Genomic DNA, 25,479 nt, shown 5'->3' with positions numbered 1-25,479 from the left:
GCATGTTTTCCTGAGCAAACGCTAGGAATAATTCACCGCTCCTATCGCTACTCATAAGTTGAACGCCATCCGTCCCTCAACTTGTCAACAATAGGCTCACACTTATGTATATGTTTGCCACCCCAACGACAGTGGGCCGAGGGCCCATCGGGTAACTTTCACAGCAAGGAAGTTGTATACACTCACCCAGCTTCCGTCGTGAGAGGAGTCAAACCCATGGAGATGTCGCAGACCTTTGCTCTGGGCGGTGCCCAGAAAGAAACCTCCCCTGGGGCCACTCGCCGACCATCAAGCCACGTCCCGGCTCTCACCCTGTTTCTCGGCGATACCCTCGCTATCGTCATCGCCCTCCTGCTCACCTCCCCGGCGTTTTTCCAGGAGCATGGAGCCGGCGCATCTCCAACCACTCCGTGGGCACACATGGCACTGATCCTCGTGGCCTGGCTATTCGCCCTGGCCATTACCGGTTCCTATGCCACGCGGGTGGTGTGGACGATGTCGAAGCCCTTCCAACGGGTCGCGTGCACCTCGCTTCTTACCCTGGGGGCGTTCGCGATCGTCGACGTGGTGTTCCTCGATGCGCTCCCACCTGCGCTGTTCTATGTCACGCTGCCCGTGGCAATCCTGCTCATCTTTGGCCTACGGCTGATCGTGCACCGAATCAGCAGCACAAAGCAGGCGACGGAGGAGTCCTACGTTGTTCTGGGCGAGAACGGCGAAGACGACCCTGCCCTGGACATTCTGGCGGGATCGTTCCACAACGAAGTGGCCATCGCTGGGCATATCTACACACCTTCGGCGCTGGACTCCCCCTCGCCCACCGAATACATCCTGCAAGAGGTGCTCAAGCGCAACGCTAGCGGGCTGCTCCTCTCCCCCTACTCGGGCCTGTCCACTGCGCAGGTGCAGTCGCTCCGCTGGGGCCTAGAAGCTGCCAATAAGAAGATGTCCTTCCTCGTGCCCATCCATGGGGTGTCGGCGCAGCGGATGCAGGTCCAGGCCGGTATTCGCCCGAGCATCATCGACATCGCACCCGCTGAATACAGCGGATGGTATTTCCACGCCAAACGATTCGGAGACATCGTCTTGTCGGGCCTGGGATTGATTGCTCTGTCCCCGTTGCTCCTGCTCATCGCCGTGATGATCAAGATTGGTGATGGCGGACCGGTCTTTTTCAGTCAGGTCCGCGTGGGTTTGAACGGGCGACAGTTCACCATGCTCAAGTTCCGCACCATGAAGATCGACGCCGAGGAAGCGTTGAAGGACATGCTCGCCAAAATGGAGCTGCCGCAGGATTCCGGGAATGAGGTCCTGTTCAAGCTCAAGGATGATCCCCGGATCACCAAGGTTGGCGGGTTCCTCCGCCAGTACAGCCTTGATGAATTACCGCAGCTCATCAATGCCCTTCGCGGCGATATGACCTTGATCGGCCCCCGCCCGCCCCTGCCGAAGGAAGTGGCTGGCTACGAAAAGCATGTCATCCGCAAGTTCCTGGTCAAGCCCGGGCTGACCGGGCTCTGGCAGACCATGGGGCGCTCTAACCTGTCCTGGGAAGATTCGGTGTACCTGGATCTCTACTATGCCGAGAACTGCAGCCCCCGCCTCGACCTGCGGATCCTGCTGCGGACCTTCAAGGCTGTGCTGTCCAAGGACGGTGCGTACTAGCTAGGTGCGGGGCTGGACTTCCAGGCAGATCGGGGTCGGCTCCACCTGCATCTGCTGCAGTGTGCCCAGGTAATCGCGCTGTTTGAGCACAATGGTCACGGCGTCGATAGTGTAGCGACGCAGCAGGCGGCGGGGCTCGTGGAGGATCCTCCACAGCCACCCGAGGCGGAACCTATGCACCCACGCCGGGAAGTATTGCTCCTTGCGGGAAAACTGGTCGATCCAGCCGCCCGAGGTACAGATGACCGCCGCCGGGAAGTGGGCGTGGAACTCCACGGCCACCTCATCCTGTAGGCCCGCCCCGAGCCCGAGGACGATGATATCGGGGGCGAATTCCTGCAGCTCATGGGGATCGGAGCGCAAAGCGCTGAGCTGCCCGTACCCATCCCACGCCCGCACGCGGTGGCGGTTACCCAGGCGGGCGGCAGCCTTCTGCGCCACACCCGGCGCGGCACCGATGAGCGCGATGGCGCTGTTGGCGGGAAGTACATCGCGGAAGAGGATGGGGAGGACGAGGTCCGCGGAGGTCCGCCCGAGGTCGTAGCCCGCCCTCCGCATGAGCAGCTGTAAGAGCGTCCCGTCGATGCCGATGCAGCTGACCTGGCGAAGCGCCGTCCAGTCAGCATGTTGGATGGACCAGTGGTTTAACCAGGTGGCAACCGTTCCGGGCCGGGCAACGCGGTGCGCCATGGCGGTGGCGTCTGAGCTCACGCCCCAATCACCTCCGCCGACAGCTCGAAGGTGACGGACGGGGTGGACCGGTAGTTCAGGTGCGTCTCCACCGCGATCCGGTTGCGTCCCGGCTGAAGCTCCGAGATCGGGATTCGGATGATCAGCGGATCGGCGATGGCTGTTGCCGTGTTCACGGCTCCACTAGCAAAGGTGTTGTGCGTGACTGAGCCCTCCATCAAGCGTTTGCGCCCCACCTCTTTTCCGTTGATGCGCACAAGCACGCCGTCGTCGGCCCGGACGCTGATTTCTAGATACCCTCCCGCGGGGAGGGCGGCGGTGTCGATGTCGACATCCCGCACGAAGTAGGCGGTGGCTGCGCGCTGTGCCACGGGGACGTCGATAGGCGTGGCGACGCCCGCGTGTCCCCAACCGATCGGGGCAGGTCCCTGCGTCCAGGCGGTCACATCGGCATCCGTGTCCCAGCCGACGGGGGGTTCTTCCAGGTCATAGCGGTAGTACCACTCCGAGCCTTCCGCGATGCGGAAGGCGGCCGGCGTCGGAACCTCTGGTTCGACGGGGGTCGGGGTTTCGGGAGCCGGGGCGAAGTCCGTGATGAGGAGATTCGCGTCGAAGGACATGTTGGGGCTGGTCCGATAATTGAGGTGGGTCTCGGCGGCAAGGACATTCTTTCCCGGCTTGAGCAGGGAAGACGGTATCGCGATCCGGACCCGCGTTGCCTGAGCCGCGCTCGTCGAAATCGCCGCATTGGCGCGCGTATCCGCATTAACGGGGCCGTCGGCGAGGCGGGTCCGATGAATTTCCTGGCCGTTGAGGTAAACAACCGCACCATCATCAGCCACGTATTCCAAGGTCGCCGTGGTGAAAGCTCTCGGGTTAGCCACTTCAAACTCGCGGGCAAACCAGGTCGTGATGGGGCGGGTCGCACCGGCGGGAGGAGTCAGGGAGGTGCCCAGGCCCCCGGCACCGTAGCCGATGGGAACAGTACCTTCCGGCCAGGTGGCAAAGCCCGACTCCATGTTCCAGCCAGCGGCGGGTGTCCCCTGATCGTAGGAATAGTGCCACGTCGCACGCTGATCGATGAGGATCGGATTGTTCGGGTCGACCTCACCGGCATCGGGCGCCTTAAACACGCTTGTCGACGCCGAGCGGTTCCCGGCGGCATCCACCGCCCGGACGAAGAAGCGGTTCTCACCGCCACGGGGCACGGTGGCCGATCCACTTGCAATGCTGCCATTGCTCGGAATGGTGGCGATGACGCGGTCGTCGCGAAGCACCTCGTAGCTGGTGCTATCGCTGACTCCGCTCCAGCGAATGGTGACTGTGTCGGCGTTTCCGCCATCAGACCACACTCGAGACGGGGTATCAGGTGCCACGACATCCCGGCCCGGGTAGCGCACCCAGCCACCATTCCACTGGGACCTATCCAGCGCCGTGTTCGATCCCACGAAGTCGCCGCCTACCCACAGCGCGCCGTCCGAGGCAACGAAGAGACTCCAGGCCCCCGCATTGTTGGAAATCAGACGATATGGGGAGAACCCGCCAAGCTGCTTGCCGGTCTGAGCATCCCAGGCGCCAACCCACTGAATGTTGTCTACCCGGGACCAATCCCGATTCATGGTCGGCCAATAATAGGCATCCTGATAGGTGTTCTGCGAGCAGTGGCAACCCGCATAAGTGACGCTTCCGTCGGAGGCGATCGCCTGGAAATCGCCACCAATCTGCTTGGTGATCGACCCCGACACCCTATCGAGGGTGGCGGTGTTGTAGCCGAAGAGAGCATGCTCCGACCCGCCGATAAAGAGCAGCTGGCCGGTATCATCGATCGCCTGCTGGTAATTAGAGCGATCGGCGGCGCTACCCCGGAAAACCCAGTTGGTAGCCGGTTGGGCCCCCGGCTCGGTAGACAGCACAGCCGCCTTCATGGCGTCGTTGTTCACCGATTTGGTGAAATAGCCCGCCGCGTAGAAACGATCCCCTCCGGACGAGGTATCGATGTCGACCACGGTGCCGTTGAACTCGGGGTTCCACGAGCGATCAGGAGTGCCGTCGAGACGCACGCGCGCCGCTGCCCGCGAATAGGAATTGGCCACATTGGCGGACGACAGGTGGGTGAAGTTTCCCCCGATGTAAACGAACTCCCCGCCCAGCGCAAAAGAGGTCACGCTCACGATTCCCGAGCTCAGGCGGCTGGTGATTTCCAGAGTCCAACTTTGATCGATCGCGCCGGTAGTGGGGTCCACGACCACCGTGCCGCTGTGGCTTTGGCCATTGACATTTTTGAAGTCACCACCGACCAACAAACGCCCGTCCGGCAAGACTTGGAGAGCCTTGACCTGATTATCAAACTCGACGTTGAATCCCTCACGCAGATCACCCGTGGTGGCATCGAAGGCCGCAAGCGCTGTGCGCGGCACCTGCCGACTGGCATTACGTTGCTCAGCGTGAGTGAAATTTCCGCCCACGAACATCGTGCCGTTGATCTCCGCAAACGCCTGAACCGGAGCATTTCCCTCGGTCGTGCGCCCATTGAGGTTGCCGCTCACGCCCCAACTGGTGGGTGAAGCAAAGTTGGCCGCCATGGCCCGCTGCTCGGAGGCTGGCGTGCCGCCATCATCGATCCTGGTGAAATTCTCGTCGGAAGAGATCCTCGGTCGTACATACAGCTCCGCGAACGGCAGCGGCGAGTACCCGTTTCGGGACCACAGGAAGTTGTTTGCACTTGTGTTTCCGCCGTAGGCGTTGACGCCATAGCCGAAGCCCCAGTTGTAACCCCGGTTCGCGGTCACCGAAAGATCAACTCGGTTCCACGCATTGTCTAAGCCAAAGCTCGTCTGGAACTGACCGCCAGCACGCCAAATTCCATTGTTGATTCGGAAGGCGGCCACGGTATCTTCCGTGGGCAAGGCCCACGACCAGGTGGTCATCCTCGTCGGGCGGAGATCAAGTGCCTGCCATCGGCTACCCGAGCTATCGGTTGCCCGCACCACTCGCATCCCTTCCGGGAGCTGGTTGACGTCCGTGCCGGACAGCAACCCATCGATGGTCGCGGAGGGCAACTGAACCGGGGAGAAATCCTCCGGGCTACGACCCCTGGCGAGGAGCCGTTCTGGGTTGCCTTTTCCGTCCGCGAACTTCTCCCAGCCTTCGCGCCCCTGGCCGATGAGGACCCACCCGCCGCCGTCCATGTCCTGATCGCAATAGAACTGCTGCGGAGCCTGCATGGTCGGGGTCAACAGCCAGTAAGAACCACTTGGCTGGCTGGGGAACTTTTGCTTGATCTCCCAGCACGACCCAGCGGCCGTGTCCATCGTGCGCCCATCACGCTTGGCCGCTTCGACCGTTCTCGCCTGAGGAACATTGGGGGCCACGACCTCCTGCGACCGGGCAGGGGCGGCAAAGCTGGAAGCAACGAGGGCGATGAGCACAACGCAGACTGCGAGGAGGCGAAACATGCGCAGCGAGGAGGAGATATTCATGTGTAGATGAGGTCGCCTTTGCGAAAAAATTGCACCATCTCAGATGGGGCAAATGTGTCGGTCATTCTTGTACTGACATTTTGACGCATGAAGCCAGAAAACACGCACTTTCCGCGCTGCGATGTCACCCCCGGAAAAGGACCCCGCACGGCTAGCCACGCGACCGAAGCATGGACATCAGGTTCTCTAACCGCAAAGAACGCCGCGCGAACCAACAGGCACACAAAAACAGCACCGCCCCCACCGCCGCCGCCAGCAGCAAGGTGCCCACCGAGCTCCCCCAGAGGCCGAGAATGATCAGGGCAGGCACCGCGCACGTGGCCAGTACCAACACCAGCGGTCGAGTTACTTCCCACAACGGGGCACGAATGCCGAGGAAGTAGTGGACCTCCCAGGCAGCCAGGCAGGCGTCGAAAAGCATGCTGAAGGCCCACACTGCCGCTGCACCCTCGATCCCCCACTCGGGCACCACGATGAGGTTTCCCACGACATTGATGGCCAAGACGATGACCTTGTTGATCGCCGCCCACCCACTTCGGCCGCTCATGATGAGCAACGAGTGAATGTTGCCCGCGAGGAATGTCACCATGATGCCGACAGCGAGGATGGTCAACGCCGTTGACCCTTGGGGGAAATCAGGGCCCAACAGTCCCAAGAACACGGGGGAAAAGACCGCCAGAAGGACGTAGATGGGTGAGGCGATGAGGACAAGCCAGATCGTCGCGGTGACGTAGAGGTCGCGCGTCGCGCCCGTTTTGCCCTGGTGCAGGAGGGAAGAAAAGCGTGGGGACACCACAACCCGCAGCGCCGCATCCACGATCAGCCCGGCCTGGATGAACCGGGCCGCGCCGCCGTAGATCCCGGCTGCCTCGTCGCTGAGCAGCCAACCGATAATGAGAACATCCACCCAGATGATGGCCTGCTCCAAGCCAGCAGACGCCGTCCGGGGAGCCGCGAAGCCGACGATCTGCCGCAACTGATCCCGGGAAGGGAGAACCCGGCCCGGGGTGCCGCTCTCTTCGCGCCGCACGTGTCCGGCGATCATCACCGCAACCACAAGGACCATGAGGGCGAGCGGCAGGGCCCACGCCACCGACACCACCACGACTGAACCCGTGGCCACGGCGGCGATGGCCACCAAAGGCGGGCGCAAGGCCGGGATAGCAATGTTGCTCACCAGCACGTATTCCTTGACCGATCCCAACGCTCGTAAGATCGCCGCCGCAATGATGACGACCGCTCCGAAGGGGATGAACACCGCCAAGGCCCGCACCGACGCCGAAACCGGGTTGTCGGACCCAGGCCATAAGACCGGCGCCACCAGCTGGAGCGCCACGGCAAAGGACACACTGATCACTCCGGCGATGAGGAGGAAGGCCATGATGGTCGAACGGATCCGGCCAACATCATCAAGCCGCACCCGGGGAAGCAGGTAAATGGCCGTGGAATCCAGCCCCACCTTGGCGAATGCGAGGACGACCGCGAACACACCCGTGGCCTGGAAGATGACTCCGGCGCCTTCCGCGCCCATGAGCTGCGTGATGACGATGGTGAGCACAAAACCCAGCAGCGCACTGCACGCCGAGCCGACAAAACTCAGGCTTCCGCCCCGGGCAAGCTCCCGTCGGTTCTCGCGGCTCGCCGCATCCGAGCGAACATCATCGCTTCCCTGATCAGACATGTGTCACCCTGCTACCCCTGGCATGTTGTTCAGCATCCCCGGGTGACAATACAATCAACTCACCAATGGAACTGACCGGGTTCCACTCACAACTTGGAGTCTTCATGCTTCCACCACGCTTGTCTGCGGCCCTTGTCGCGGGAATTGTCACCGTCACCGCCTTCAGCCTGAGCGCATGTGATGACAACTTGAGTTCCGCGCTGTCCTCCTCCGGTTCCACCTCCGAATCAAGCGCAGCGGTCGAGACTCCCGGTGACCCGGTGGAGACGCCCACCAGCGCTGTGGAGACCTCAATCCTGGTGGCCCCAACTCCGACGACGCCGGACGGCATCGACCGAGAACTGGTGGAAAAGACCTTGCAGACCTCGTGGTCCAGCTTGGAGGATCCCGAGGCGGCGCTAGACATGTCGGCGTTGCTCACCGGAGTGGCCTTGGAGGATTTTGAGAACCAGCGCCAAGAATGGGCCGTCACCAAGCTGCACCAGGTTGGCAAGGCGAAGATCGTATCCACTGTCATCGAACCGATCGATGATCCCACGGCCGTGGTCGCCCGCGTCTGCGTGGATTCCTCCGCCGTCGAGGTGCGGGACGAAAACGACGCCGTGGTCAACTCGGACATCCCGCGGGACGAGCAACGTTCCCTCATGCTGACCACCTTCCGCCTTGAGGACGGAACGTGGAAGCTGGCTGAACGGTCATTCCCGGACGATCCCCACTGCTAATCACCGTATCCGAGCGCATCGCCAGCGCCACCACAACCAGCGAGACCATGATCCCAGTCATCATCCCGTAAAACACCGTCTCGACGGCCGTCGCCAAGATGATTCCGCCTAAAACCGCACCGACAACGTCACGACGTCGAAGGACGACAACACATGCGGCGAGGAGGAACCCGACGAACAATGCCGCACCGACGAAGCCGTGGGAGTAGAGCACCGTCCACAGCTGCCCCTGGGTGCCAAGCGACGGCAGCCACGACTGATCTGCTGGCCGCGGCGAGCCGTATCCGAACAGTGGGGATGTCAGCACCGCATCGAAGGTTTCAACGTACAGAGACTCACGATCCACAAGGGAATACGTGGTTGCCACTCGATTAAACAATGCCGCCCCGAGCGGAGACACGAACCACACGAGGCCCGCTAACGCCATCGCGAACACCGCGAGGGCGGCGGTAAAGAACTGTCCACGGCGCACGGTTTGCGACAACACCCACAGAGCAACGACGCCCAGGCCGACGAACATTCCGCGGTTGAGGGTGCTCAGCGCAGGGATAATGCTGGCGAGGATCACGATGAGGGTGATCCAGCGGTAGCGTGTGTGCCACATGAGCCATAGGTGCAGCACCGCCAGCGGCAGGACGAGCGAGTAGACGTTGCCCCACGTGTTGGCATAGAGGAACGGTGCCACAGGCCGGACGGCTTGGTCGATCCACGCCGAGGGGTTCCAATGCGACATGCGGCGAATGATCATCTGCTCGACGAGTTCGTTGCGGGCCAAAGCCTCCGGCATGATCCACGACATGGGGGTGCGGATGATGGCTTGAGGGAAGGCGAGCGCTGCGTAGCCTACGGCGCTCATCCCGCCGAGGAACCACACCAGCGCCCCGGTGACCTTCTGCAGCGGCAACGATTGCCGCGCGTTAAAGGTGTGGATAGCTAGGAGGCCAGCCGAGGCGTAGAGCAGCAGACGATACACCGCACCAGCAAAGCGTCCCACGTTGTCATTCATGACGAGGGTGACTGCCACCCAGGCGGTGAAAAGGACCCACAGGAACAGCAGCGGAGGAACCTTGATGCCTCTGATTCCAATCCACGACAGGCAAATGATAAACCCAGCGAAAATCCAGATGAAGTCGCCGATACCGAGGGCCCACCACAGGATATAGGCGGCAAACGGCAGGATGACGGGCGCCGCCGGCAAGGTCTGGGTTGTTCTTACTCTCATCGCCGGATCCCCACCTGTGCCAGAGCGCGACGGCCGCGTGCTTGGAGGTAAAGGGGAATCCCTACGAGAAATCCCTTTACCTCTTTGCGGCTAAGCACCGAAGGGACATCGTCCTCGCTGCCGCTCATGCGATCTGTCCCCGGCTTCACCCGGGCCAGGATGGCGGGGATGCGTCGGAGCAGTGCGGAAAGCTCTGTCGGGTGATGGAGGAGGGACTTAAACAACAGCGCGACCATGCCGGTGCCGTCGCCAAACGTCTGTTTTTCTAGCCCTGCGAGATCTCGCCGGTGCACGTGATGGACGACGGCATCGGGCGTGTACACAATGGCAAAACCAGCCCGCATGACCCGCGCGAAGGCGTCCAGGTCCTCGCCGCCCCGGGTGGGCGATCCGGCACCCAGGCACTCATCGAAACTGCCCAGTGCCTGGAGGGCAGCGCGGCTCAATGCCATGGACACCCCCGCGCCAACCCGGGCAGTCGCCAGCGGGTACAGGGGTCCTCCGTCGCCGGGCTGGCCCAGGCGGGCGCACTCGGGTGAAATCGGCTGCACGAACCACACGACGGGTTCGAGCCCGTGGGGAAATCCCCCACGAGATTCGAAAAATCGCTGCGATGGGCTCTGCAGCTCGGCGGCAAACGCGGGTCCTGTCACAGCCCCCACCTCGCCCGCTGGTGCGGAGGCGAAGACATCGAGCATGGATGACAACCAGTTCGGGCTCACCAGGGCATCGTCGTCGGTGAAAGCCACGACGTCACTCCCCTCGGCAGCGCGCAGCCCGCGATTGCGGGCGGCGGAGAGACCTCGGCGTGGTTCGTCCACGATCCGAAGTCGATGATCGTCGATGCCGCTTAAGAGTCGGCGTACATCACCCGAGGCTGGATCATTGTCAACGACGATGACCTCCAAAGCATCGTGCGTCTGCCCCAGCACCGCCTTGATAGCCAAGGGGAGCACAGGGTTTTTCCCCATCGTGCACACCACCGCACTCGCGTGGGTGTCTTTCCCAGCTCCGAGAGTCCATCCACGGTGGGGCAGGCCGTCAGGGGTCTGCGCCAGAGCCCGTTCGACGAACTCGCCCGCCCCGTTGAGGTGGACGTGCGCCAGCGTCACGCCTTGTTCACGGACGAGGATCTCGGCCCGAGGATCCGCCTCATCACCGGAGAGCACCGTCACGGCCCGGGTATCGCGTTCCACGACCGCCACGAGGCTGCGCCGCGGATCCACCGGGTCCGCGCCTGCGGTGTCCCCGAGAATCGAGGGTGAGTTGTCCATCACTACCTCGTGGCTGCTGTAGTACGCCCGGCGCGTTCGTCGACGACGATGGCACCAACCAAGTGGGTTCCCATGCCGTCCAGGTCATCGACGAGGCCAAGAAGTTCGGTCTTCTTCCACGTCGGCGGCACGACGAGCACCGCTTGAGTCTCGCCACCTAGCTCACGCAGGAGAGTTGCCCGGTCGACTCGGAGGTCGAGCTGCCGGGTCTCGCCCGCTGCCGCCAGTGCCTGGGCCGCGGCTTCGGCATCAGAGTTGTCTTCGTCGACGAGCACCAACAACGGTGCGGAATCGTCATTGCCGTGATGAGCAATGGTGGCTGCCGCATCCCATCGCTTGACTTCGCCGTAGGGGGCCTGCGGACGCAGCAATCGGACGTTGAGGAGACTGCGGATGTCGTCCGCGTGGGACGCGCCTCCGTCGAAGGCGTGGCGCAGCGCAGCCATGACGAAGCCGAGGAACAGGCCGGCGAGGAGACCAAGGGCGATGACGCGCCAGATCACTGGCGATGTTTTCACCTCGTTACTTGACGCTGGGGTGATCACCTCACCAGGCCAAGTGTTGATGTCGCTCCACGTTGCGCGCTGCTGCTGGAGGGCGGCGATAGTGGCGTCGATAGTCGAGATGCGCACGCTGGGCGCGACGCCGGTCGTGACCTCGCCCAAGGCGATCTTGTTCTTCTCCGCGACGTTCGATGCGATCTTCTCATCGATGTTCTCGACCATGGCTTGGGCCCGGTCGGTGACCTGGTTGCTTCGGGTGACGAGGAAGGCGCGTGCCAACGCGTCAGCGCCCTCGATGGCTCGTGGGCGATCGTTGGCGGAATAGGACAGGTCGAGCACCGTGCTGTCCGGATCTCCCGACAAGCTAAGCCCGGAGCGCAGCTCGGAGGCCCGCCATCCCTCGCCGAGCTCCTCCAGCGCGCCTTCCGTCGTCAGCGCGGACGACGCCAGTTGACGTTCCGTTGGCATGTCCACCAGGTTGGCGGCCGAACGCCCCTGCGCGACTGGTTCACTTCCCAGCGCCGCAACGCTGACCCGGGCGGTCGCCGTGTACGTCGTCGGCGTGATCAGGAGGTAAGCAATGCACACCACCAGCCCGATGACCGTGCCGAGAAGAATCCACTTCTTCCGCCGACGAAGGATCGTCGACACGATGTTGAAGTCCATTGATCCGTCGTACTGTCCTGGACTGGGGTGCCTGTCAAGAGTTGTCATGGTGGTTTTTCCTTTGCCGCGGTGGGGTGTCAAATGTTGGGCGAATACTGTCGGGCCCAGTCGATCCTGCGATTGAGCCGCCTTCGCACAAGTGGTTGCGATGTTCGGGGGAGTTTCGCGATGGCGGCGCCAACGAGCTGCTCGAACTGCTGGAGCTGGGGTTGTCGCTCTTCCGGTGGCAGCTGAGCAATAGCCACTAGCCGTTTCAGGCGAACTCCGGTGAGCACCTCACTCAGATCCGCAAAGGCCTCCGCTTGAAGGGGGTCTGACCAGGATTTCTTGTACCAGTCCGGATTGGCGGTGATCTGTTGTGGATGGAAACGGTAGACGTAGGAATTCAGCGCCAGTCGGCGCATTGTCACGCCGTTGGCTGCCATCCGCAGCCACAGGTCGTAGTCTTCAGCTGGCACGTCGCGGTATCCGCCACTCACCGCAAGTGCTTCTCGACGCCCCACCAAGGTCGGATGCGTCACCGGATTCCTGAGCAACAGATGCACCGGAAACGCCTGGGGGCTAATGGCGATCGGCAGCATGGGTATCGTGGTTTTCCCCTTGCCCTGCAGGATCTGGGAAAACACGACATCGACGCCACGGGTGAGTGCCTGAACGGAGGTGGAAAACCTCCACGGCAAGTTGATGTCATCGGCATCCATCCGAGCGACAAGCGCCGAGTCAGTGTTCTCGAGCATCCAGTTGAGCGCCTTGCCCAGCCCGCCGGAGGGCGGACGACTCACCACTTTCAGCCGCGGGTCCATGACCCCTCGCCGGGTACCGGCTTTCACCGCTACCTCAGCCGTGTTGTCGGTCGAGCCATCATCGAGCACGAGCAGTTCGGCGTCGCGGGGCAATCCGCGCAGCGTGGAGCGAACGGCAGTTCCGACGTGCTCCGATGCATTGAGTGCGGGGAGCAGGACAGTCATGTGGGGCACGGCTTACCCCTGACTCGATGCGTTATCGAGGGCGGAGAGGTCGCGGAAACGGCGCCGCAATGACACTGCCGAATGCGCAGCGGCGATGGCTGCGAGCAGGGTATACACCACCGCGAACAAGGGCGAGACGCCCCAGAGAATGAAGGACCAGCACAACGTCCCCGGATCGGTGGGCAACAGAATCCACGAGCGTTTGTCGCCGCCGCGAGTCTGTGGTCGGCCAGCCTTTTTCACGAAGGCCTCCGCCAGGATCTGGCTGAGGAACTGCCCGCTGGTAATGAGCGAATAGCCGAGGGCAACAAGGGCCAGCCACCAGCTGTCCGGGCGGTAGATCATGATCGCGACGGCTGTGACGAGGTGGATCGCCGGGGAGCGGAAGGCGTCGACGACGTGGTCGATCCACTCCCCCGTCTTGGAGGAACGCCCCGACAGCCGAGCCAGCTGGCCGTCCGCCGAGTCGAAGAGGTAGCCCGCGGCCAATAGTGCGGCGACCGGCACGCCCAGCCACGCGGCCGGGGGGAAGATCAGGAGAAGGATCATTCCCGCCAGGGAGAGCAGCGCGGACATGGCGGTGACCATGTTGGGTGTCCAGCCGCAGGCGTAACCGACGGCCGCGACGACGCGGGCTCCTCGTCGGTTGACCCAGCGCGTGTAGGCGGGGACACCTTGGCCGGTTTTCTGGGCTCCGTCGAGCGATGTCCGGGCCCAGCGGTAGCGTTCTCGCCAGCTATCTTGAGGTAACTCGGTCATCGAACCCCCTCCGCATGGGCTTCCTCGACGTGGTCTTTCAGCAGGAAGTTCCGCAGGATCGAGGAAGACGTAGAGGGGGTGTAGGGCAAGTACACGACGTGGGCGCCGACCTCTGCCAGCTCGCGTTCGAGGCGCTCGCCCTTCTCGGTGTCTTTCCAGTCATCGCCTTTGAACAGGACGTCGAAGGGACGGCGCCGCCACGCCAGTCGTTTGTCCTGGTCGAGGTCTTCCACGACCTCGTCCACAAAGCGCAGGCTCCCGACGAGCTTCATCCTCTCGGCGTGAGGGATGACCGGCAGCCGTCCCTTCATCCTGCGCAGGGACTCGTCGGTGGCTACCCCGACAACAAGGTGCGTGCAGCGATCGCGCGCGGCGGTGAGGATGTTGATGTGCCCGACGTGCAGCATGTCGAAGCCTCCCGGGACGTACCCAACCACGGTGCGCCCTTCTGCTTGCTGTCCTTTCGACATGAAAAGACTCCCTAACTAATTTTCGGCGAAACTAACTCTCAAAGGTGCATAAGTAGAGCCATCTGTGGGTGAATATGGCCCAAGCGGAGGCTAAAAGCTGAATGAAATTACGCCCCAGACATCGATAAAAGGTCACTGGCCAGCCAGAAAGAGCTTATCGACGTCCGCTCACTACATGTGCATACTTCTGCCATCCTAGCGGGAAGTAGGTCAGAGAACTAAAAAAGCCCTGCGGCCTCCCAGGAACTGGGAGGCCGCAGGGCGTGGTGTGAAGAGGTGCTACATGAACAGACCGGCCGCCTTCACCGCGGTCTGGAACAGGCCGTAGATGAGAGAGGCGCCGATGAACAAGGCGAGAATCATGGAGATCGTGGTGTGCAGCGGGCCGGAGTTACCGCCGGTGCGCCCGGCCTCCTTGGCCTCTGCTTCGGCCTCGATGACGGCCTGGCGGTCGGCATCGATCTTGGCCTGCACCACGGCCTCGTCTTCGAAGTGCTCCTTGCTCACGGGGCGGACGAGCGCGTTGGCGATGAAGCCCACGGCCAGCACACCAGCCATGATGTAGAGGCTGAGCTGATAGAGGTCCGGGCCCTCGAGGCCCTTGGAGGCCTGGGACTCAACCACCATGTTGACGATCAGCGGTCCGGCGATACCAGCAGCCGACCAGGCGGTGAGCAAGCGTCCGTGGATGGCGCCGACCTGGTACACGCCGAACATGTCGCGCAGGTATGCCGGGATAGTGGCAAAGCCACCGCCGTAGAAGGAGAGGATGATCAGCGCGGCCACGACGAACAAGAAGATGGACGTGGAGCCCAGCGTCGCGATGAGCAGGTACATGAGCAGGCCCACGCCGAGGTAGACCATGTAGATGTTCTTGCGGCCGATCCAGTCGGAGACCGTCGACCAGACGAAGCGGCCACCCATGTTGGTCAGTGAGAGCAGGCCAACGAAGCCTGCGGCGGCACCCGCGGCGATGTGCGGGAAGTAGTCACTGATCATCGGGGCGGCATTTTCCAGGATGCCGATGCCCGCCGTGACGTTGGTAAACAGCACGATCCACAGCAGCCAGAACTGACGGGTGCGGATGGCGTTGTTGGCCGAGACGCTGCCCTTGGTCTGCATGGCCTTGGGCTTGGCGGTGGACTTGTTAAAGCCCTTCGGGGACCAGTCCGGGTGCGGCAGGCGAATGGCGTAGGCACCGAGGGAAATGACGACCAGGTAGAGCACCGCCAGGGTGAGGAAGGTCTGGGAGAGACCATCCGCAAGCTGGGAGGTCTCGTTGCCGCCACCGAAGTAGGACATGAGCATGTTGGAGGTGGGGCTGGCGATGAGCGCTCCGCCACCGAAGCCCATGATGGCCAAGCCGGTGGCCAGGCCCGGGCGGTCCGGGAACCACTTCATCAGCGTGGACACCGGGGAGATATAGCCAATACCGAGGCCGATGCCACCAATGAGCCCGTAGCCGACATACACCAGCCATAAGTGACCGGTGGAAATACCGATCGTCGCGACGAAGAAGCCCGTCACCCAGAAGGCGCCGGAGGTAGCCATCGACACCCGGGGGCCGACGCGCTCCACCCAGGTTCCCGCAATGGCGGAAGACAAACCGAGCATTCCAATCGCGAGGGAGAAGATCCACCCGACGGCGACCTCACGGACCTGGAAGTGATCCATGAGCGGGAGCTTGAACACGCTGAACGCGTACACCTGACCGATGGACAGGTGAATGGCGAGCGCGGCTGGAGGAATCAGCCACCGGTTAAACTCCTTGGGCGCGATGATCGCGCTGCGGGACATAAAAGACATAGATGTAGCCTCACGGTAAAAGGGGCATTAAGAATGTGGTCCCGGTCATATTAGCCGGAAACATATCCTTATGTACAACTTTTTGCACGTCACCCCTAGAATCGCGCCAGCCCCACGCTCAACCGGAACGGTTGAGGTGGGGCTGGGGACGAAACTTAGCCGTCGATAAGCAAAAGGTGCTTACTTGGCCTTCTCGACGATCTCCAGGAGGCGGAAGTGCTTGTCCTTGGAGAGCGGGCGGGTCTCCTCGATGCGGACGCGGTCGCCGATGCCGGCTTCCTCGTTCTCATCGTGGGCCTTGACCTTGGAGTTGGAGCGGATGGTCTTGCCGTAGAGGGCGTGCTGCTTGCGGTCCTCCAGCTCGACGACGATCGTCTTCTGCATCTTGTCAGAGACGACGTAGCCGGTGCGGACCTTGCGGATGCCCTTTTCCTTCTTATCGTTCACAGTTGCCTCACTCATGATTAAGCCTCAGCTCCCGGGACGACGGACAGGCCCAGCTCACGCTCGCGGATAACAGTGTAAATGCGGGCGATGTCGCGCTTGACCGTGCGAAGGCGGCGGTTGTTGGTCAGCTGACCGGTGGCAAGCTGGAAGCGCAGGTTAAACAGCTCTTCCTTGGCCTCGGTCAGGCGAGTCTCGAGCTCAGTGGCGTCGAGCTCGCGGTACTCGAAAGCAGGGGTACCGGTTGCCATTAGAACTGGTCCTCCTTCTTGATGATGCGAACCTTGCAGGGCAGCTTCTGGCCAGCGCGGCGCAGAGCCTCGAGGGCGGTTGCCTCGTCAGGGTAGCTCATCTCGAAGAGAACGCGACCCGGCTTGACGTTGGCGACCCACTTCTCGACGGGGCCCTTACCGGAGCCCATACGCACGCCGAGCGGCTTCTGGGTCAACGGACGGTCCGGGAAAATGTTGATCCAGACCTTGCCACCACGCTTGACGTGGCGGTTGATGGCGATACGAGCGGACTCGATCTGACGGTTGGTGACGTAGGCCGGCTCAAGAGCCTGGATGCCGTAGTCGCCGAAAGTGATGCGGTTGCCACCCTTGGAGATGCCCGTACGGTGCGGACGGTGCTGGCGGCGGTACTTCACGCGCTTGGGGATAAGCATTCTTAGCCCTCCTGCTTCTGCTCGGCGCGCTGGCGACGCTGGCCGCCACGGCGCGGACGGCCGCCACGCTCGTTGCGGTCACCGCGGCCACGGCGCTCAGCCGGGGCGTTGATCTCAGACTCGCGACGACCACCGACGACGTCACCCTTGTAGATCCACACCTTGACGCCAATGCGTCCGAAGGTGGTGTGGGCCTCGTGGGTGCCGTAATCGATCTCAGCGCGCAGGGTGTGCAGCGGAACGCGACCCTCGTGGTAGCGCTCGGTGCGGGACATCTCGGCACCGCCGAGACGACCGGAACACACAACCTTGATGCCCTTGACCTGCGGCTGGCGCATGGCGGACTGGATGGCCTTACGCATGGCGCGACGGAACGCGACACGGTTGACCAGCTGCTCGGCGATGGACTGAGCCACCAGAGCTGCGTTGGCGTCGATGTTCTTGACCTCGAGGATGTTGAGGGCGACCATCTTGCCGGTGAGCTTTTCCAGCTCGCGGCGAATACGATCAGCCTCAGCGCCGCGGCGGCCAATCACGATGCCCGGGCGAGCGGTGTGAATGTCGACGCGGACCCGGTCGCGGGTGCGCTCGATGACGACGTCGGCGATGCCGGCGCGGTCGAGGCCCTTGGACAGGAACTCGCGGATCTTGATGTCCTCGGCGAGGTAATCAGCGTACTGCTTCTCGGCGAACCAGTGGGACTTCCAGTCGGAAGTGATGCCCAGCCGGAGGCCGTGAGGATGAATCTTCTGGCCCACTACTTGGCCCCTTCCTTCTGGCTCTCAACCACAACGGTGATGTGGCTGGAACGCTTACGGATTTGGAAAGCACGGCCCTGTGCGCGCGGCTGGAAACGACGCATGGTCGGTCCCTCGTTGGCGTAAGCCTCCGAGATGACCAGGGTGCGCGGGTCCAGGCCGAAGTTGTTCTCAGCGTTGGCGGCCGCGGAAGCGACAACCTTGGCCACCGGCTTAGCGGCGTCCTGCGGAGCGTACTTCAAAATGGCAAGAGCCTCGGCGACGGACTTGCCGCGAACCAGATCGAGAACGCGGCGTGCCTTCATCGGGGAGGTACGGACGTACTTGGCCGTCGCGCGTGCGGAGGTGATGGTGTCACTCATCGCTATCGACGTCCCTTCTTGTCGTCCTTGATGTGACCCTTAAAGGTCTTGGTGGGTGCGAATTCACCGAGCTTGTGGCCGACCATGGAGTCGTCCACGAACACCGGCACGTGCTTGCGACCGTCGTGAACGGCGAAAGTGTGACCGATGAAGTCCGGCAGAATGGTGGAACGGCGGGACCAGGTCTTGATGACCTGCTTCGTGCCGGCCTCGTTCTGAGCATCGACCTTGTTGAGGAGGTGCTCATCGACGAACGGGCCCTTCTTAAGGCTGCGTGGCATATCGTTTTACCTCCTCTTAGCGCTTCTTGTTGGACCGGCGGCGACGCACGATCATGTTGTTGGAGTAGCGGTTCGGGTTGCGGGTGCGGCCTTCCTTCTGGCCCCACGGCGACACCGGGTGGCGGCCACCCGACGTCTTGCCCTCGCCACCGCCGTGCGGGTGATCGACCGGGTTCATGACGACACCACGGACGGTCGGGCGAACGCCCTTCCAACGCATACGGCCGGCCTTGCCCCAGCGGATGTTGATCTGATCGGCGTTGCCGACCTCACCAACGGTCGCCCGGCAGCGGATGTCCACGCGGCGGATCTCGGTGGAGGGCATACGCAGAACAGCGTAGGTGCCTTCCTTACCCAGAAGCTGGATGGACGAACCAGCAGAACGAGCGAGCTTAGCGCCGGCGCCCGGCTTCAGCTCGACGTTGTGGATGGTCGTACCGGTCGGGATGTTGCGCAGCGGCAGGTTGTTGCCGACCTTGATGTCGGCGTTGGCGCCGGACTCAATGATCGTGCCCTGCTTCAGGCCCTTCGGAGCGATGATGTAGCGCTTCTCGCCATCGAAGTAGTGCAGCAGCGCGATGTTGGCGGTGCGGTTCGGGTCGTACTCGATGTGAGCGACCTTGGCCAGCACGCCGTCCTTGTCATTGCGACGGAAGTCGATGACGCGGTAGCGACGCTTGTGTCCGCCACCCTTGTGGCGGGTGGTGATATGACCGTGGGAGTTACGTCCACCGGTCTTGTGGATCGGGCGCAGCAGAGACTTTTCCGGAGTCGAGCGAGTGATCTCCTCGAACTGGGAAACGGAGCTCTGACGGCGACCCGGAGTTGTCGGCTTGTATTTACGAATAGCCATAATGTGTCCTTTTCTCTCGACGCCTTAAGCGGCGGAGCCGCCGAAGATGTCGATGGAGTCGCTGCCCTCACGGAGGGTCACGTAGGCGCGCTTGGTTGCCTTGCGCTGGCCGTAACCGGTGCGGGTGCGCTTGCGCTTGCCCTCGCGGTTGACGGTGTTGACGGAAGCAACCTTGACGCCGAAGATCTGCTCGACAGCAATCTTGATCTGGGTCTTGTTGGAAGTCGGGTTGACCAGGAACGTGTACACGTCCTGCTCCATCAACCGGTAGGACTTCTCGGACAGAACCGGAGCGACGATGATGTCACGCGGGTTGGCGATCTTAGCCATTAGTTCTCCTCCTTGTCCGCAACCTGGTTGCGGTTGATGAGGGCATGCAGAGCCTCAACGGAGAACACAACGTCGTCGGAGTACAGCACGTCGTAGGTGTTCAGCTGGCTAGCGTCCAGGATGTGGACGTTCGGCAGGTTGTTGGCGCTGCGACGGGCATTGAGGTCCTCGCGACCAACCACGAACAGGATGTTGCGGCGATCGGTGAGACGAGCGAAGAAGGCACGAGCCGACTTAGTCGACGGGGTCTGGCCGGGAACGAGCTCGGTGATCACATGAATGCGATCGTTGCGGGCGCGGTCGGACAGGGCGCCGCAGAGTGCAGCAGCCTTCATCTTCTTGGGGGTGCGCTGGCTGTAGTCGCGCGGCTTGGGGCCGTGCGAGATGCCGCCGCCGGTGAAGTGCGGTGCGCGGATCGAACCCTGGCGGGCGCGACCGGTACCCTTCTGGCGGAACGGCTTGCGGCCACCGCCACGGACCTCTGCACGGGTCTTCGTGGAGTGGGTGCCCTGACGGGCGCCAGCGAGCTGGGCGTTGACGACCTGGTGCATCAGAGCGATGGACACCTCGCGGTCGAAGATCTCGGCCGGCAGCTCCACCTGGCCATCAGTCTTACCTTCAGCGGTGTGGACGTCGAGCTTCAGATTGGTCATGCGTGTGCACCGCCCTTCACTGCGGTCTTAACGGTAACGATGCCGCCGCGGACACCCGGGATAGCACCCTTGATGAGCAGCAGGTTGGCATCGGCGTCAATCTTTTGAACCTTGAGGTTCTGGGTGGTGACGCGGTCATTACCCATGCGGCCAGCCATACGCTTGCCCTTGAAAATACGGCCCGGGGTCGCGGCAGCACCGATGCCACCCACACGACGGTGAGCAGCCTGGTTACCGTGAGCGGCACCCTGACCGGCAAAGCCGTGGCGCTTCATGCCGCCGGCGAAGCCCTTACCCTTGGAGGTGCCGGTGACGTCGACGAAGGTAACACCCTCGAAGATGTCAACGGTGACGTCCTGTCCAACCTCGTAGCCAGAGACATCGTCCATACGAATCTCAGCCACGTGGCGGCGGGGGGTAACGCCAGCCTTCTTGAAGTGACCTGCGGCAGGCTTGTTTGCCTTGCGCGGGTCGATCTCGCCGAAAGCAATCTGGATGGCGGTGTAGCCATCAGTTTCCTTGGTGCGAATCTGGGTCACAACGCACGGCCCAGCTTCAACGACAGTAACCGGGATAACGCGGTTCTCCTCGTCGAAGACCTGGGTCATTCCGAGCTTGGTGCCCAGGATTCCCTTGATCTCGTTTTCACTCATTATTTATTCTCCGCTGCCAAGTTTGTCGTCGATCACTGAATATTCACGTCGACGCTGGCCGGAAGGTCGATGCGCATGAGGGCATCAACAGTCTTCGGCGTCGGGTCGAGGATGTCGATCAGGCGCTTGTGAGTGCGCATCTCGAAGTGCTCGCGAGAATCCTTGTACTTGTGGGGAGAACGAATAACGGCGTACACGTTCTTTTCGGTGGGCAACGGCACCGGGCCAACGACGCGGGCACCCGTACGGGTGACAGTCTCGACGATCTTCTTCGCCGATGCGTCAATTGCCTCATGGTCGTAGGCCTTAAGCCGAATGCGGATCTTTTGTCCGGCCACGCTTATCCTCTTCCTCGCTAGTCCCACATCACATTAAGGAGCGGTGGGAATTCGCTTCTCGATTTCTCTATAACGTTGTCCGGGCTTAGGGCCTGGGCGCAACGCCAGTTTCTTGATTGCCATGACTAGCCGGGAGGGTTCCAGGACGTGAACAAATCAACGCGTGGAAGTGCTCCTGACGGGGTACAAGACCCGTGATCAAGAAGGAAGGGATCTCATCGCGATAAGCGTGGGGCCCTTGCGTACTGCCGCTGTTTATTTGCCATGCCCCTTCTCCGGTCCTCGCGCTCGGGTGTGCCAGACCTTGACGGTGACTTTGACCCGATTGCGAAGCCTTCCCAGCCAGTCGGTTCAAGACTGTCTGACGAAGGTGTCATGTTTGCCCTACCAGCAGTGATGCGATCCAGGCCGGGGCCTGAAGACAGCACTGTGTTAAAGCAACCCATGTATTAAAGCACGGTCCCGGTGGGAAACACAATCCGTCTACTATGGGGATCACGCCTTGATACCTACTGTTGCAGGAGTCACATCATGTCAGAGAACAGCCCGCAGGATCCCTTCGTGTCAGCTACGGACACAACGGTCGCAGCAGAAGCGGCGGAGGTGTTGGGATCCGTCGGGGACACCAGCCGCGGCGTCACCCGGATCGATGACGTTGTCGTGAGCAAGATCGCGGGGTTGGCCGCTCGGGAAGTGTCCGGTGTGTATGCCCTCGGTGGCGGCGCAGCCCGCATGGTCGGCGCGATCCGCGAGTCTTTCGCCGGGTCTGCGTCGACTGTCCAGCAGGGTGTGTCCGTTGAGGTGGGTGAGCGCCAGGCAGCTGTCGATGTCGCCATCGTCGCCGAGTACGGTGTGGCCATCCACGAGCTCGCGGAGGCTATTCGCCGGAACATCATCAATGCTGTGGAGCGCATGACCGGCCTGGAGGTCACGGAGGTCAACGTGACGGTCCATGATGTGCACCTTGACCTCGGTGAGGACGAGGAGCCTCATTCCCCCGCCCCGACCGAGCTCGCACCGCGGGTCCAGTAGGACCGCGCGAGACATGCCTCTCCCTGATCCCATTCCCCAGGACGTCGCTGATGCTTTGGCTCAGCAGCTGGTGGCGGTCCCCGGTGTGGCGGGCCTCCATCCGGGCCAGTTCGGCGAGGTTGCTTTGCTGTACCCGCGGCACCGGGTCCCAGGTTTGCAGGTGAAGGGGGCCACGTTGTCCATCCATCTCATCCTCGATCTCACGGCCGGGCGGCCCCTCGCGGAGATCGCCGATGAGGTCCGCGGATTGACGGCTGCAGTTCTTCCTGGTTTGACCGCCGATGTCCACTTCTCTGACGCGCAGGAGTCATCATGAACAATCACACTTTCACTGGCCTGGTCCTTGGCATCGCACTCGCCTTCGCGGTGATCTTCGGCGGCTGGCTTGGCCTGATCTATGTGCTGGTGTTCGGTGCTGTCGGCACGATCATTGGGGCGCAGTTGGATGGCCGCATTGATCTGTCCGCCATTTTCACTCGCGGGAGCCGGGGCTGAGGATGACGTTGACCATCACCGACCGGGCGGTCTCCCGCATCGTCGCCATGGCCGCCGCGTCCGTCCCGGGCACGACGACCCTCGGTCGTGGCCTCGATCGCATGGCCGGGCGCACCTATCCGCGTTATGACGTTGAGGTGGATCATTACGCCAACGCTTGCAGCATCGAGGCATTCATCGCTGTCACGTGGCCGTCGCCAGTCACCCGCGTCGCCGAGGCCGTCCGCACCACCATCACGGAATGGGTGCAGTCCCTCACGGGACTGGCTGTCACGCGGGTCAATGTCGTTGTCGGCCCGGTCGTTCCGGGGGCACGGGTGACATCGTTGCTTATCGACGCCCACCCGGCGCACCCCACCCCCCGCCCCATCACCGTCGCCACGCCCGCCCCACTGCGGCCCATCACGGTGACGCCCGTGGTCGAGGAAAGGCGCCCTCGTGTCAGCTGATACTCCCCGCGCCACTCCCCTCGCCCGCTACGTCGCGGTCGTCATCGGGCTAGCCCTCGTCGCCGTGGCTGTGGTCTGCGGGCGGGAGCTTTACCTGCGCACGGCGGACAATGCCCACGGCGAGAGCTGGGTGGAGCCCCTGGTGATGACAGTGGGCAACGCCACCTTCCAACCGTGGATGCTCCCCGTCGGGATCATCACCCTCGTGGTGGGCCTGGCCCTGCTGTGGATTTCCGTGCGCCCCCGCACGCGGACCCATCTGGCCATCGACCCGGACACTGGCATTTGGCTGCGCCCCGTCGATATCGCCCGCTACGTTAGTGCCGCGGCCCGCTCAGTCCCTGGAGTCGGAAGCGCACACACTCGCGTTGATCGTTCAAAAGTCCACGTCACCTACAGCGCCCACCCCGGTACTCACCCTGACGTGCACGCTGCCGCCCAGGCAGCCCTGGACAAGGCGGGGCTGGACTTTGGCCTGCGGGTTCACCAGAACACCGCCCAATATGAGGGAGCTAAGCGCCGATGAACGGACGAATCGCCCTCCTCGACCGAGCCCTCGTCTTCCTGCTCGGCGCTCTCGCCGTTCTAGGTGGCCTGTGGACCGTGGGGCTCTTTTTTAACTGGCCCCTCGCGCAGTCCTTGGCAGACAACATTCACTTCGCGGCCTGGCGCTCCGCCCCTGACCAAGGCTGGTTCAACGCCGTCTTGTCGCTCATCATGGTGGCGTCCGCGGCCTTCGGCATCTGGCTCATCGCCGTCAATGTCCGCCGGTACCGAATCTCCCGGGTGTACTCACCGTCATCCTCAACCGCCGGCGATATCGAGATCAACCTCGCCACGCTGGCGTCCGCCGTCGCCCGACAGTTGGAAGAGGATTCCCGCATCGACTCCGTCGACCACGTCGTGGCCAGGAGCTTCGGCCATAACATCATGACCTTGACGCTGTGGGCGGAACCGACCGTCGCCTTGCCCGACTTGTGCAGCCACCTCCGCGAGACCGAGCGTGACCTCAGGGCCGCCCTTCCCGGCATTGACGTCACCACTCGTTACCGAGTTCACCTTCGCCCACCCCGCTGACCGATCCCGGCGGATCGCACCACCGTGCGTTGGCCTCGCGATCAGCGCGTCACGATCACGCGGGAGGTGCTTGCAGGATATGAACCTCAGCAACGTCACCGATGAGGACGGGCGCACCCCCGCCAGGGCGCCGCGCGGAGAGTGTTGACCCGTCGAGCATGAGGGACTCCCAGGTCAGTTCTTCGCGGTGAAGCTCCCGCCGGCCGGAGGAAAACAGTCTCAACCGATGGTCGATGACAACGGTATCGCCATTGCTCAAGACAACCAGGTAGGACGCGTCGCCTAGTCTGCGGCGAGACAACCCATCAAGAGACAGGGGAATGTCGGCGAGCAGGGTGCAGGACGTGACCACGCCCAGGCGGTGGTCGATGCCCTCTGCATCGGTGATCACGAGTGGGTGGCCCACGAAGGCAGGACGGATGGCCGAATAGGTCCACAGCCCGAGCTGGGAATCCCGGGCGGCGCGGCGAGTGATGACGCGACGGGGGTCGACGGTGATGCGATAGTCGGGCGATTCGGTGACCAACAGGTAGGTGGCGGTGACGCGGGCGTCGATAAGCGGCAGCCTTCCAGGCTGCACCCTCTCCATCTCCTGCAAGACGGTGAGCAACTGCTCATCGGTGCTGCCCCAGCCGATGCCGTCGTTGGCCAGGCGGGCGAACAGGGTCGGCAGGGAGAGGTCGGGTTGACCTTCCCAGGTGCGACGCAGGGCGTCGAGGACTGCGGGGATGCGCGAGGGATCCTGCACGAGGCTTAAGAGATGAGCGCGTCGCGGGAGCTGAGCGTGCCGGAGCCGGGAACGGGCTCGGCGAGATCATCGCCCAGGGCCACGATGCGGTTGCGGGCATCAACGTGGACGATGCGGGGAGTGTAGGCGCGGGCCTGCTCCGTGGTCGCGTGCAGGTAGGAGATGAGGATGACCAGGTCACCAGGGTGCACGAGGTGTGCCGCGGCGCCGTTGATGCAGATCTCGCCGGTCCCCCGCGGGCCGGTAATGACGTAGGTGTCCAGGCGGGCGCCGTTGGTGACGTCGACGACGGAGACCTTCTCCCCTTCGATGAGATCGGCGGCGTCGAGAAGGTCGGCGTCGACGGTAATGGACCCCACGTAGTTGAGGTCGGCCTGCGTGACCGTGGCGCGGTGGATCTTCGACCCAAGGATTGTTCGCAGCATGGCTAAGAA

The 25,479-nt window shown here is 62.8% G+C and carries 31 protein-coding genes; 8 read left to right on the top strand and 23 right to left on the bottom strand.

The genetic code is table 11. From position 1 onward, the window contains the following. Positions 1-216: 216 nt before the first annotated feature. Complete coding sequence (locus CTEST_RS13000; protein ID WP_052844273.1) at positions 217-1,665, top strand: sugar transferase; 1,449 nt, start codon at positions 217-219, stop codon at positions 1,663-1,665. Here CTEST_RS13000 and CTEST_RS02105 read toward each other — a convergent pair whose 3' ends face one another. The 3 genes from CTEST_RS02105 to CTEST_RS02095 form a co-directional block, all read right to left on the bottom strand. Further along, entirely contained in the window at positions 1,666-2,376 is a 711-nt protein-coding gene (locus CTEST_RS02105; RefSeq protein WP_236686119.1) for a WecB/TagA/CpsF family glycosyltransferase, read from the bottom strand. It lies immediately after the preceding gene. Continuing rightward, positions 2,373-5,834, bottom strand: a complete 3,462-nt coding sequence (locus CTEST_RS02100; protein WP_052844272.1) for a fibrinogen-like YCDxxxxGGGW domain-containing protein — start codon at positions 5,832-5,834, stop codon at positions 2,373-2,375. The genes CTEST_RS02105 and CTEST_RS02100 overlap by 4 nt, the downstream gene beginning before the upstream one ends. Positions 5,835-5,985: 151 nt before the next feature. Beyond that, positions 5,986-7,515: a flippase gene (locus CTEST_RS02095; protein ID WP_047252326.1), complete on the bottom strand. Its 1,530-nt coding sequence runs from the start codon at positions 7,513-7,515 to the stop codon at positions 5,986-5,988. Positions 7,516-7,619: 104 nt separating this feature from the next. Between CTEST_RS02095 and CTEST_RS12995 the strand changes: the two genes are divergently transcribed. Continuing rightward, on the top strand, positions 7,620-8,237 hold the full coding sequence (locus CTEST_RS12995) for a hypothetical protein (RefSeq protein ID WP_052844271.1): 618 nt from the start codon (positions 7,620-7,622) through the stop codon (positions 8,235-8,237). On the opposite strand, the gene CTEST_RS02085 is transcribed toward CTEST_RS12995, so the two are convergent. The 18 genes from CTEST_RS02085 to rpsJ all read right to left on the bottom strand — a co-directional run bounded on the left by CTEST_RS02085 (position 8,158) and on the right by rpsJ (position 21,244). Next, positions 8,158-9,459 (bottom strand): O-antigen ligase family protein, encoded by a 1,302-nt coding sequence (locus CTEST_RS02085; RefSeq protein WP_047252325.1) that lies wholly within the window; start codon positions 9,457-9,459, stop codon positions 8,158-8,160. The two genes, CTEST_RS12995 and CTEST_RS02085, sit on opposite strands and share 80 nt — an antisense overlap. Then, a complete protein-coding gene (locus CTEST_RS02080; RefSeq protein ID WP_052844270.1) occupies positions 9,456-10,733 on the bottom strand; it encodes a glycosyltransferase family 2 protein in 1,278 nt (425 codons plus the stop codon). Before CTEST_RS02080 ends, CTEST_RS02085 begins: the two co-directional genes overlap by 4 nt. A gap of 2 nt (positions 10,734-10,735) precedes the next feature. Next, positions 10,736-11,950: a Wzz/FepE/Etk N-terminal domain-containing protein gene (locus CTEST_RS02075; RefSeq protein ID WP_083985392.1), complete on the bottom strand. Its 1,215-nt coding sequence runs from the start codon at positions 11,948-11,950 to the stop codon at positions 10,736-10,738. Positions 11,951-11,979: 29 nt separating this feature from the next. After that, on the bottom strand, positions 11,980-12,870 hold the full coding sequence (locus CTEST_RS02070) for a glycosyltransferase family 2 protein (RefSeq protein ID WP_052844269.1): 891 nt from the start codon (positions 12,868-12,870) through the stop codon (positions 11,980-11,982). Positions 12,871-12,882: 12 nt separating this feature from the next. Next, positions 12,883-13,629, bottom strand: a complete 747-nt coding sequence (locus CTEST_RS02065) for a CDP-alcohol phosphatidyltransferase family protein (protein WP_047252322.1) — start codon at positions 13,627-13,629, stop codon at positions 12,883-12,885. Next, the gene (locus CTEST_RS02060) at positions 13,626-14,099 is read right to left on the bottom strand and encodes an adenylyltransferase/cytidyltransferase family protein (RefSeq protein WP_047252321.1); all 474 of its coding nucleotides are present in this window, start codon (positions 14,097-14,099) and stop codon (positions 13,626-13,628) included. Before CTEST_RS02060 ends, CTEST_RS02065 begins: the two co-directional genes overlap by 4 nt. A gap of 279 nt (positions 14,100-14,378) precedes the next feature. Next, a complete protein-coding gene (locus CTEST_RS02055) occupies positions 14,379-15,905 on the bottom strand; it encodes an OFA family MFS transporter (protein WP_047252320.1) in 1,527 nt (508 codons plus the stop codon). 180 nt (positions 15,906-16,085) lie between these two features. Next, the gene (rpsQ, locus tag CTEST_RS02050; protein WP_047252319.1) at positions 16,086-16,367 is read right to left on the bottom strand and encodes a 30S ribosomal protein S17; all 282 of its coding nucleotides are present in this window, start codon (positions 16,365-16,367) and stop codon (positions 16,086-16,088) included. A 2-nt stretch (positions 16,368-16,369) separates the two neighbouring features. Next, entirely contained in the window at positions 16,370-16,600 is a 231-nt protein-coding gene (gene rpmC, locus CTEST_RS02045) for a 50S ribosomal protein L29 (RefSeq protein WP_047252318.1), read from the bottom strand. Beyond that, the gene (gene rplP, locus CTEST_RS02040; protein WP_047252317.1) at positions 16,600-17,016 is read right to left on the bottom strand and encodes a 50S ribosomal protein L16; all 417 of its coding nucleotides are present in this window, start codon (positions 17,014-17,016) and stop codon (positions 16,600-16,602) included. The genes rpmC and rplP overlap by 1 nt, the downstream gene beginning before the upstream one ends. Positions 17,017-17,018: 2 nt before the next feature. Further along, positions 17,019-17,774 carry a 30S ribosomal protein S3 gene (gene rpsC / locus CTEST_RS02035; protein ID WP_047252316.1) on the bottom strand — a complete coding sequence of 252 codons (756 nt, stop codon included), beginning with the start codon at positions 17,772-17,774 and terminating at the stop codon, positions 17,019-17,021. Continuing rightward, complete coding sequence (rplV, locus tag CTEST_RS02030; protein WP_047252315.1) at positions 17,774-18,136, bottom strand: 50S ribosomal protein L22; 363 nt, start codon at positions 18,134-18,136, stop codon at positions 17,774-17,776. Before rplV ends, rpsC begins: the two co-directional genes overlap by 1 nt. Before the next feature lie 2 nt (positions 18,137-18,138). Continuing rightward, positions 18,139-18,417 carry a 30S ribosomal protein S19 gene (rpsS, locus tag CTEST_RS02025; protein WP_047252314.1) on the bottom strand — a complete coding sequence of 93 codons (279 nt, stop codon included), beginning with the start codon at positions 18,415-18,417 and terminating at the stop codon, positions 18,139-18,141. Between the two features lie 16 nt (positions 18,418-18,433). Then, the gene (gene rplB / locus CTEST_RS02020; protein ID WP_047252313.1) at positions 18,434-19,270 is read right to left on the bottom strand and encodes a 50S ribosomal protein L2; all 837 of its coding nucleotides are present in this window, start codon (positions 19,268-19,270) and stop codon (positions 18,434-18,436) included. 24 nt (positions 19,271-19,294) lie between these two features. Beyond that, positions 19,295-19,600, bottom strand: a complete 306-nt coding sequence (rplW, locus tag CTEST_RS02015) for a 50S ribosomal protein L23 (protein ID WP_047252312.1) — start codon at positions 19,598-19,600, stop codon at positions 19,295-19,297. After that, the gene (gene rplD, locus CTEST_RS02010) at positions 19,600-20,253 is read right to left on the bottom strand and encodes a 50S ribosomal protein L4 (protein WP_047252311.1); all 654 of its coding nucleotides are present in this window, start codon (positions 20,251-20,253) and stop codon (positions 19,600-19,602) included. The genes rplW and rplD overlap by 1 nt, the downstream gene beginning before the upstream one ends. After that, positions 20,250-20,906 carry a 50S ribosomal protein L3 gene (gene rplC, locus CTEST_RS02005; RefSeq protein ID WP_047252310.1) on the bottom strand — a complete coding sequence of 219 codons (657 nt, stop codon included), beginning with the start codon at positions 20,904-20,906 and terminating at the stop codon, positions 20,250-20,252. The genes rplD and rplC overlap by 4 nt, the downstream gene beginning before the upstream one ends. Positions 20,907-20,938: 32 nt before the next feature. Beyond that, a complete protein-coding gene (gene rpsJ, locus CTEST_RS02000) occupies positions 20,939-21,244 on the bottom strand; it encodes a 30S ribosomal protein S10 (RefSeq protein WP_003848085.1) in 306 nt (101 codons plus the stop codon). Positions 21,245-21,775: 531 nt separating this feature from the next. On the opposite strand from rpsJ, the gene CTEST_RS01995 reads away from it, so the two are divergent. From CTEST_RS01995 to CTEST_RS01970, 6 genes are read left to right on the top strand one after another with little or no spacing between them, the layout of a single operon-like run. Beyond that, the gene (locus CTEST_RS01995) at positions 21,776-22,276 is read left to right on the top strand and encodes an Asp23/Gls24 family envelope stress response protein (protein WP_047252309.1); all 501 of its coding nucleotides are present in this window, start codon (positions 21,776-21,778) and stop codon (positions 22,274-22,276) included. A gap of 13 nt (positions 22,277-22,289) precedes the next feature. Further along, entirely contained in the window at positions 22,290-22,592 is a 303-nt protein-coding gene (locus CTEST_RS01990; RefSeq protein WP_047252308.1) for a hypothetical protein, read from the top strand. Next, the gene (locus tag CTEST_RS01985) at positions 22,589-22,771 is read left to right on the top strand and encodes a hypothetical protein (RefSeq protein ID WP_047252307.1); all 183 of its coding nucleotides are present in this window, start codon (positions 22,589-22,591) and stop codon (positions 22,769-22,771) included. The genes CTEST_RS01990 and CTEST_RS01985 overlap by 4 nt, the downstream gene beginning before the upstream one ends. A gap of 2 nt (positions 22,772-22,773) precedes the next feature. Continuing rightward, the gene (locus tag CTEST_RS01980) at positions 22,774-23,220 is read left to right on the top strand and encodes an Asp23/Gls24 family envelope stress response protein (protein WP_047252306.1); all 447 of its coding nucleotides are present in this window, start codon (positions 22,774-22,776) and stop codon (positions 23,218-23,220) included. Then, positions 23,210-23,746: a DUF6286 domain-containing protein gene (locus CTEST_RS01975; RefSeq protein WP_052844268.1), complete on the top strand. Its 537-nt coding sequence runs from the start codon at positions 23,210-23,212 to the stop codon at positions 23,744-23,746. Before CTEST_RS01980 ends, CTEST_RS01975 begins: the two co-directional genes overlap by 11 nt. Then, entirely contained in the window at positions 23,743-24,297 is a 555-nt protein-coding gene (locus CTEST_RS01970; protein ID WP_047252305.1) for an Asp23/Gls24 family envelope stress response protein, read from the top strand. Before CTEST_RS01975 ends, CTEST_RS01970 begins: the two co-directional genes overlap by 4 nt. A gap of 55 nt (positions 24,298-24,352) precedes the next feature. Here CTEST_RS01970 and CTEST_RS01965 read toward each other — a convergent pair whose 3' ends face one another. After that, positions 24,353-25,045 (bottom strand): hypothetical protein, encoded by a 693-nt coding sequence (locus CTEST_RS01965; protein ID WP_047252304.1) that lies wholly within the window; start codon positions 25,043-25,045, stop codon positions 24,353-24,355. Between the two features lie 5 nt (positions 25,046-25,050). Further along, a complete protein-coding gene (gene panD / locus CTEST_RS01960; RefSeq protein WP_047252303.1) occupies positions 25,051-25,470 on the bottom strand; it encodes an aspartate 1-decarboxylase in 420 nt (139 codons plus the stop codon). Positions 25,471-25,479 lie beyond the last annotated feature (9 nt).

It is taken from the genome of Corynebacterium testudinoris, from assembly GCF_001021045.1.
In the GTDB taxonomy this organism is placed as follows: domain Bacteria; phylum Actinomycetota; class Actinomycetes; order Mycobacteriales; family Mycobacteriaceae; genus Corynebacterium; species Corynebacterium testudinoris.
Note: the sequence above shows the minus strand (reverse complement) of the source record. Positions and strands in the feature narration are given on the sequence as shown.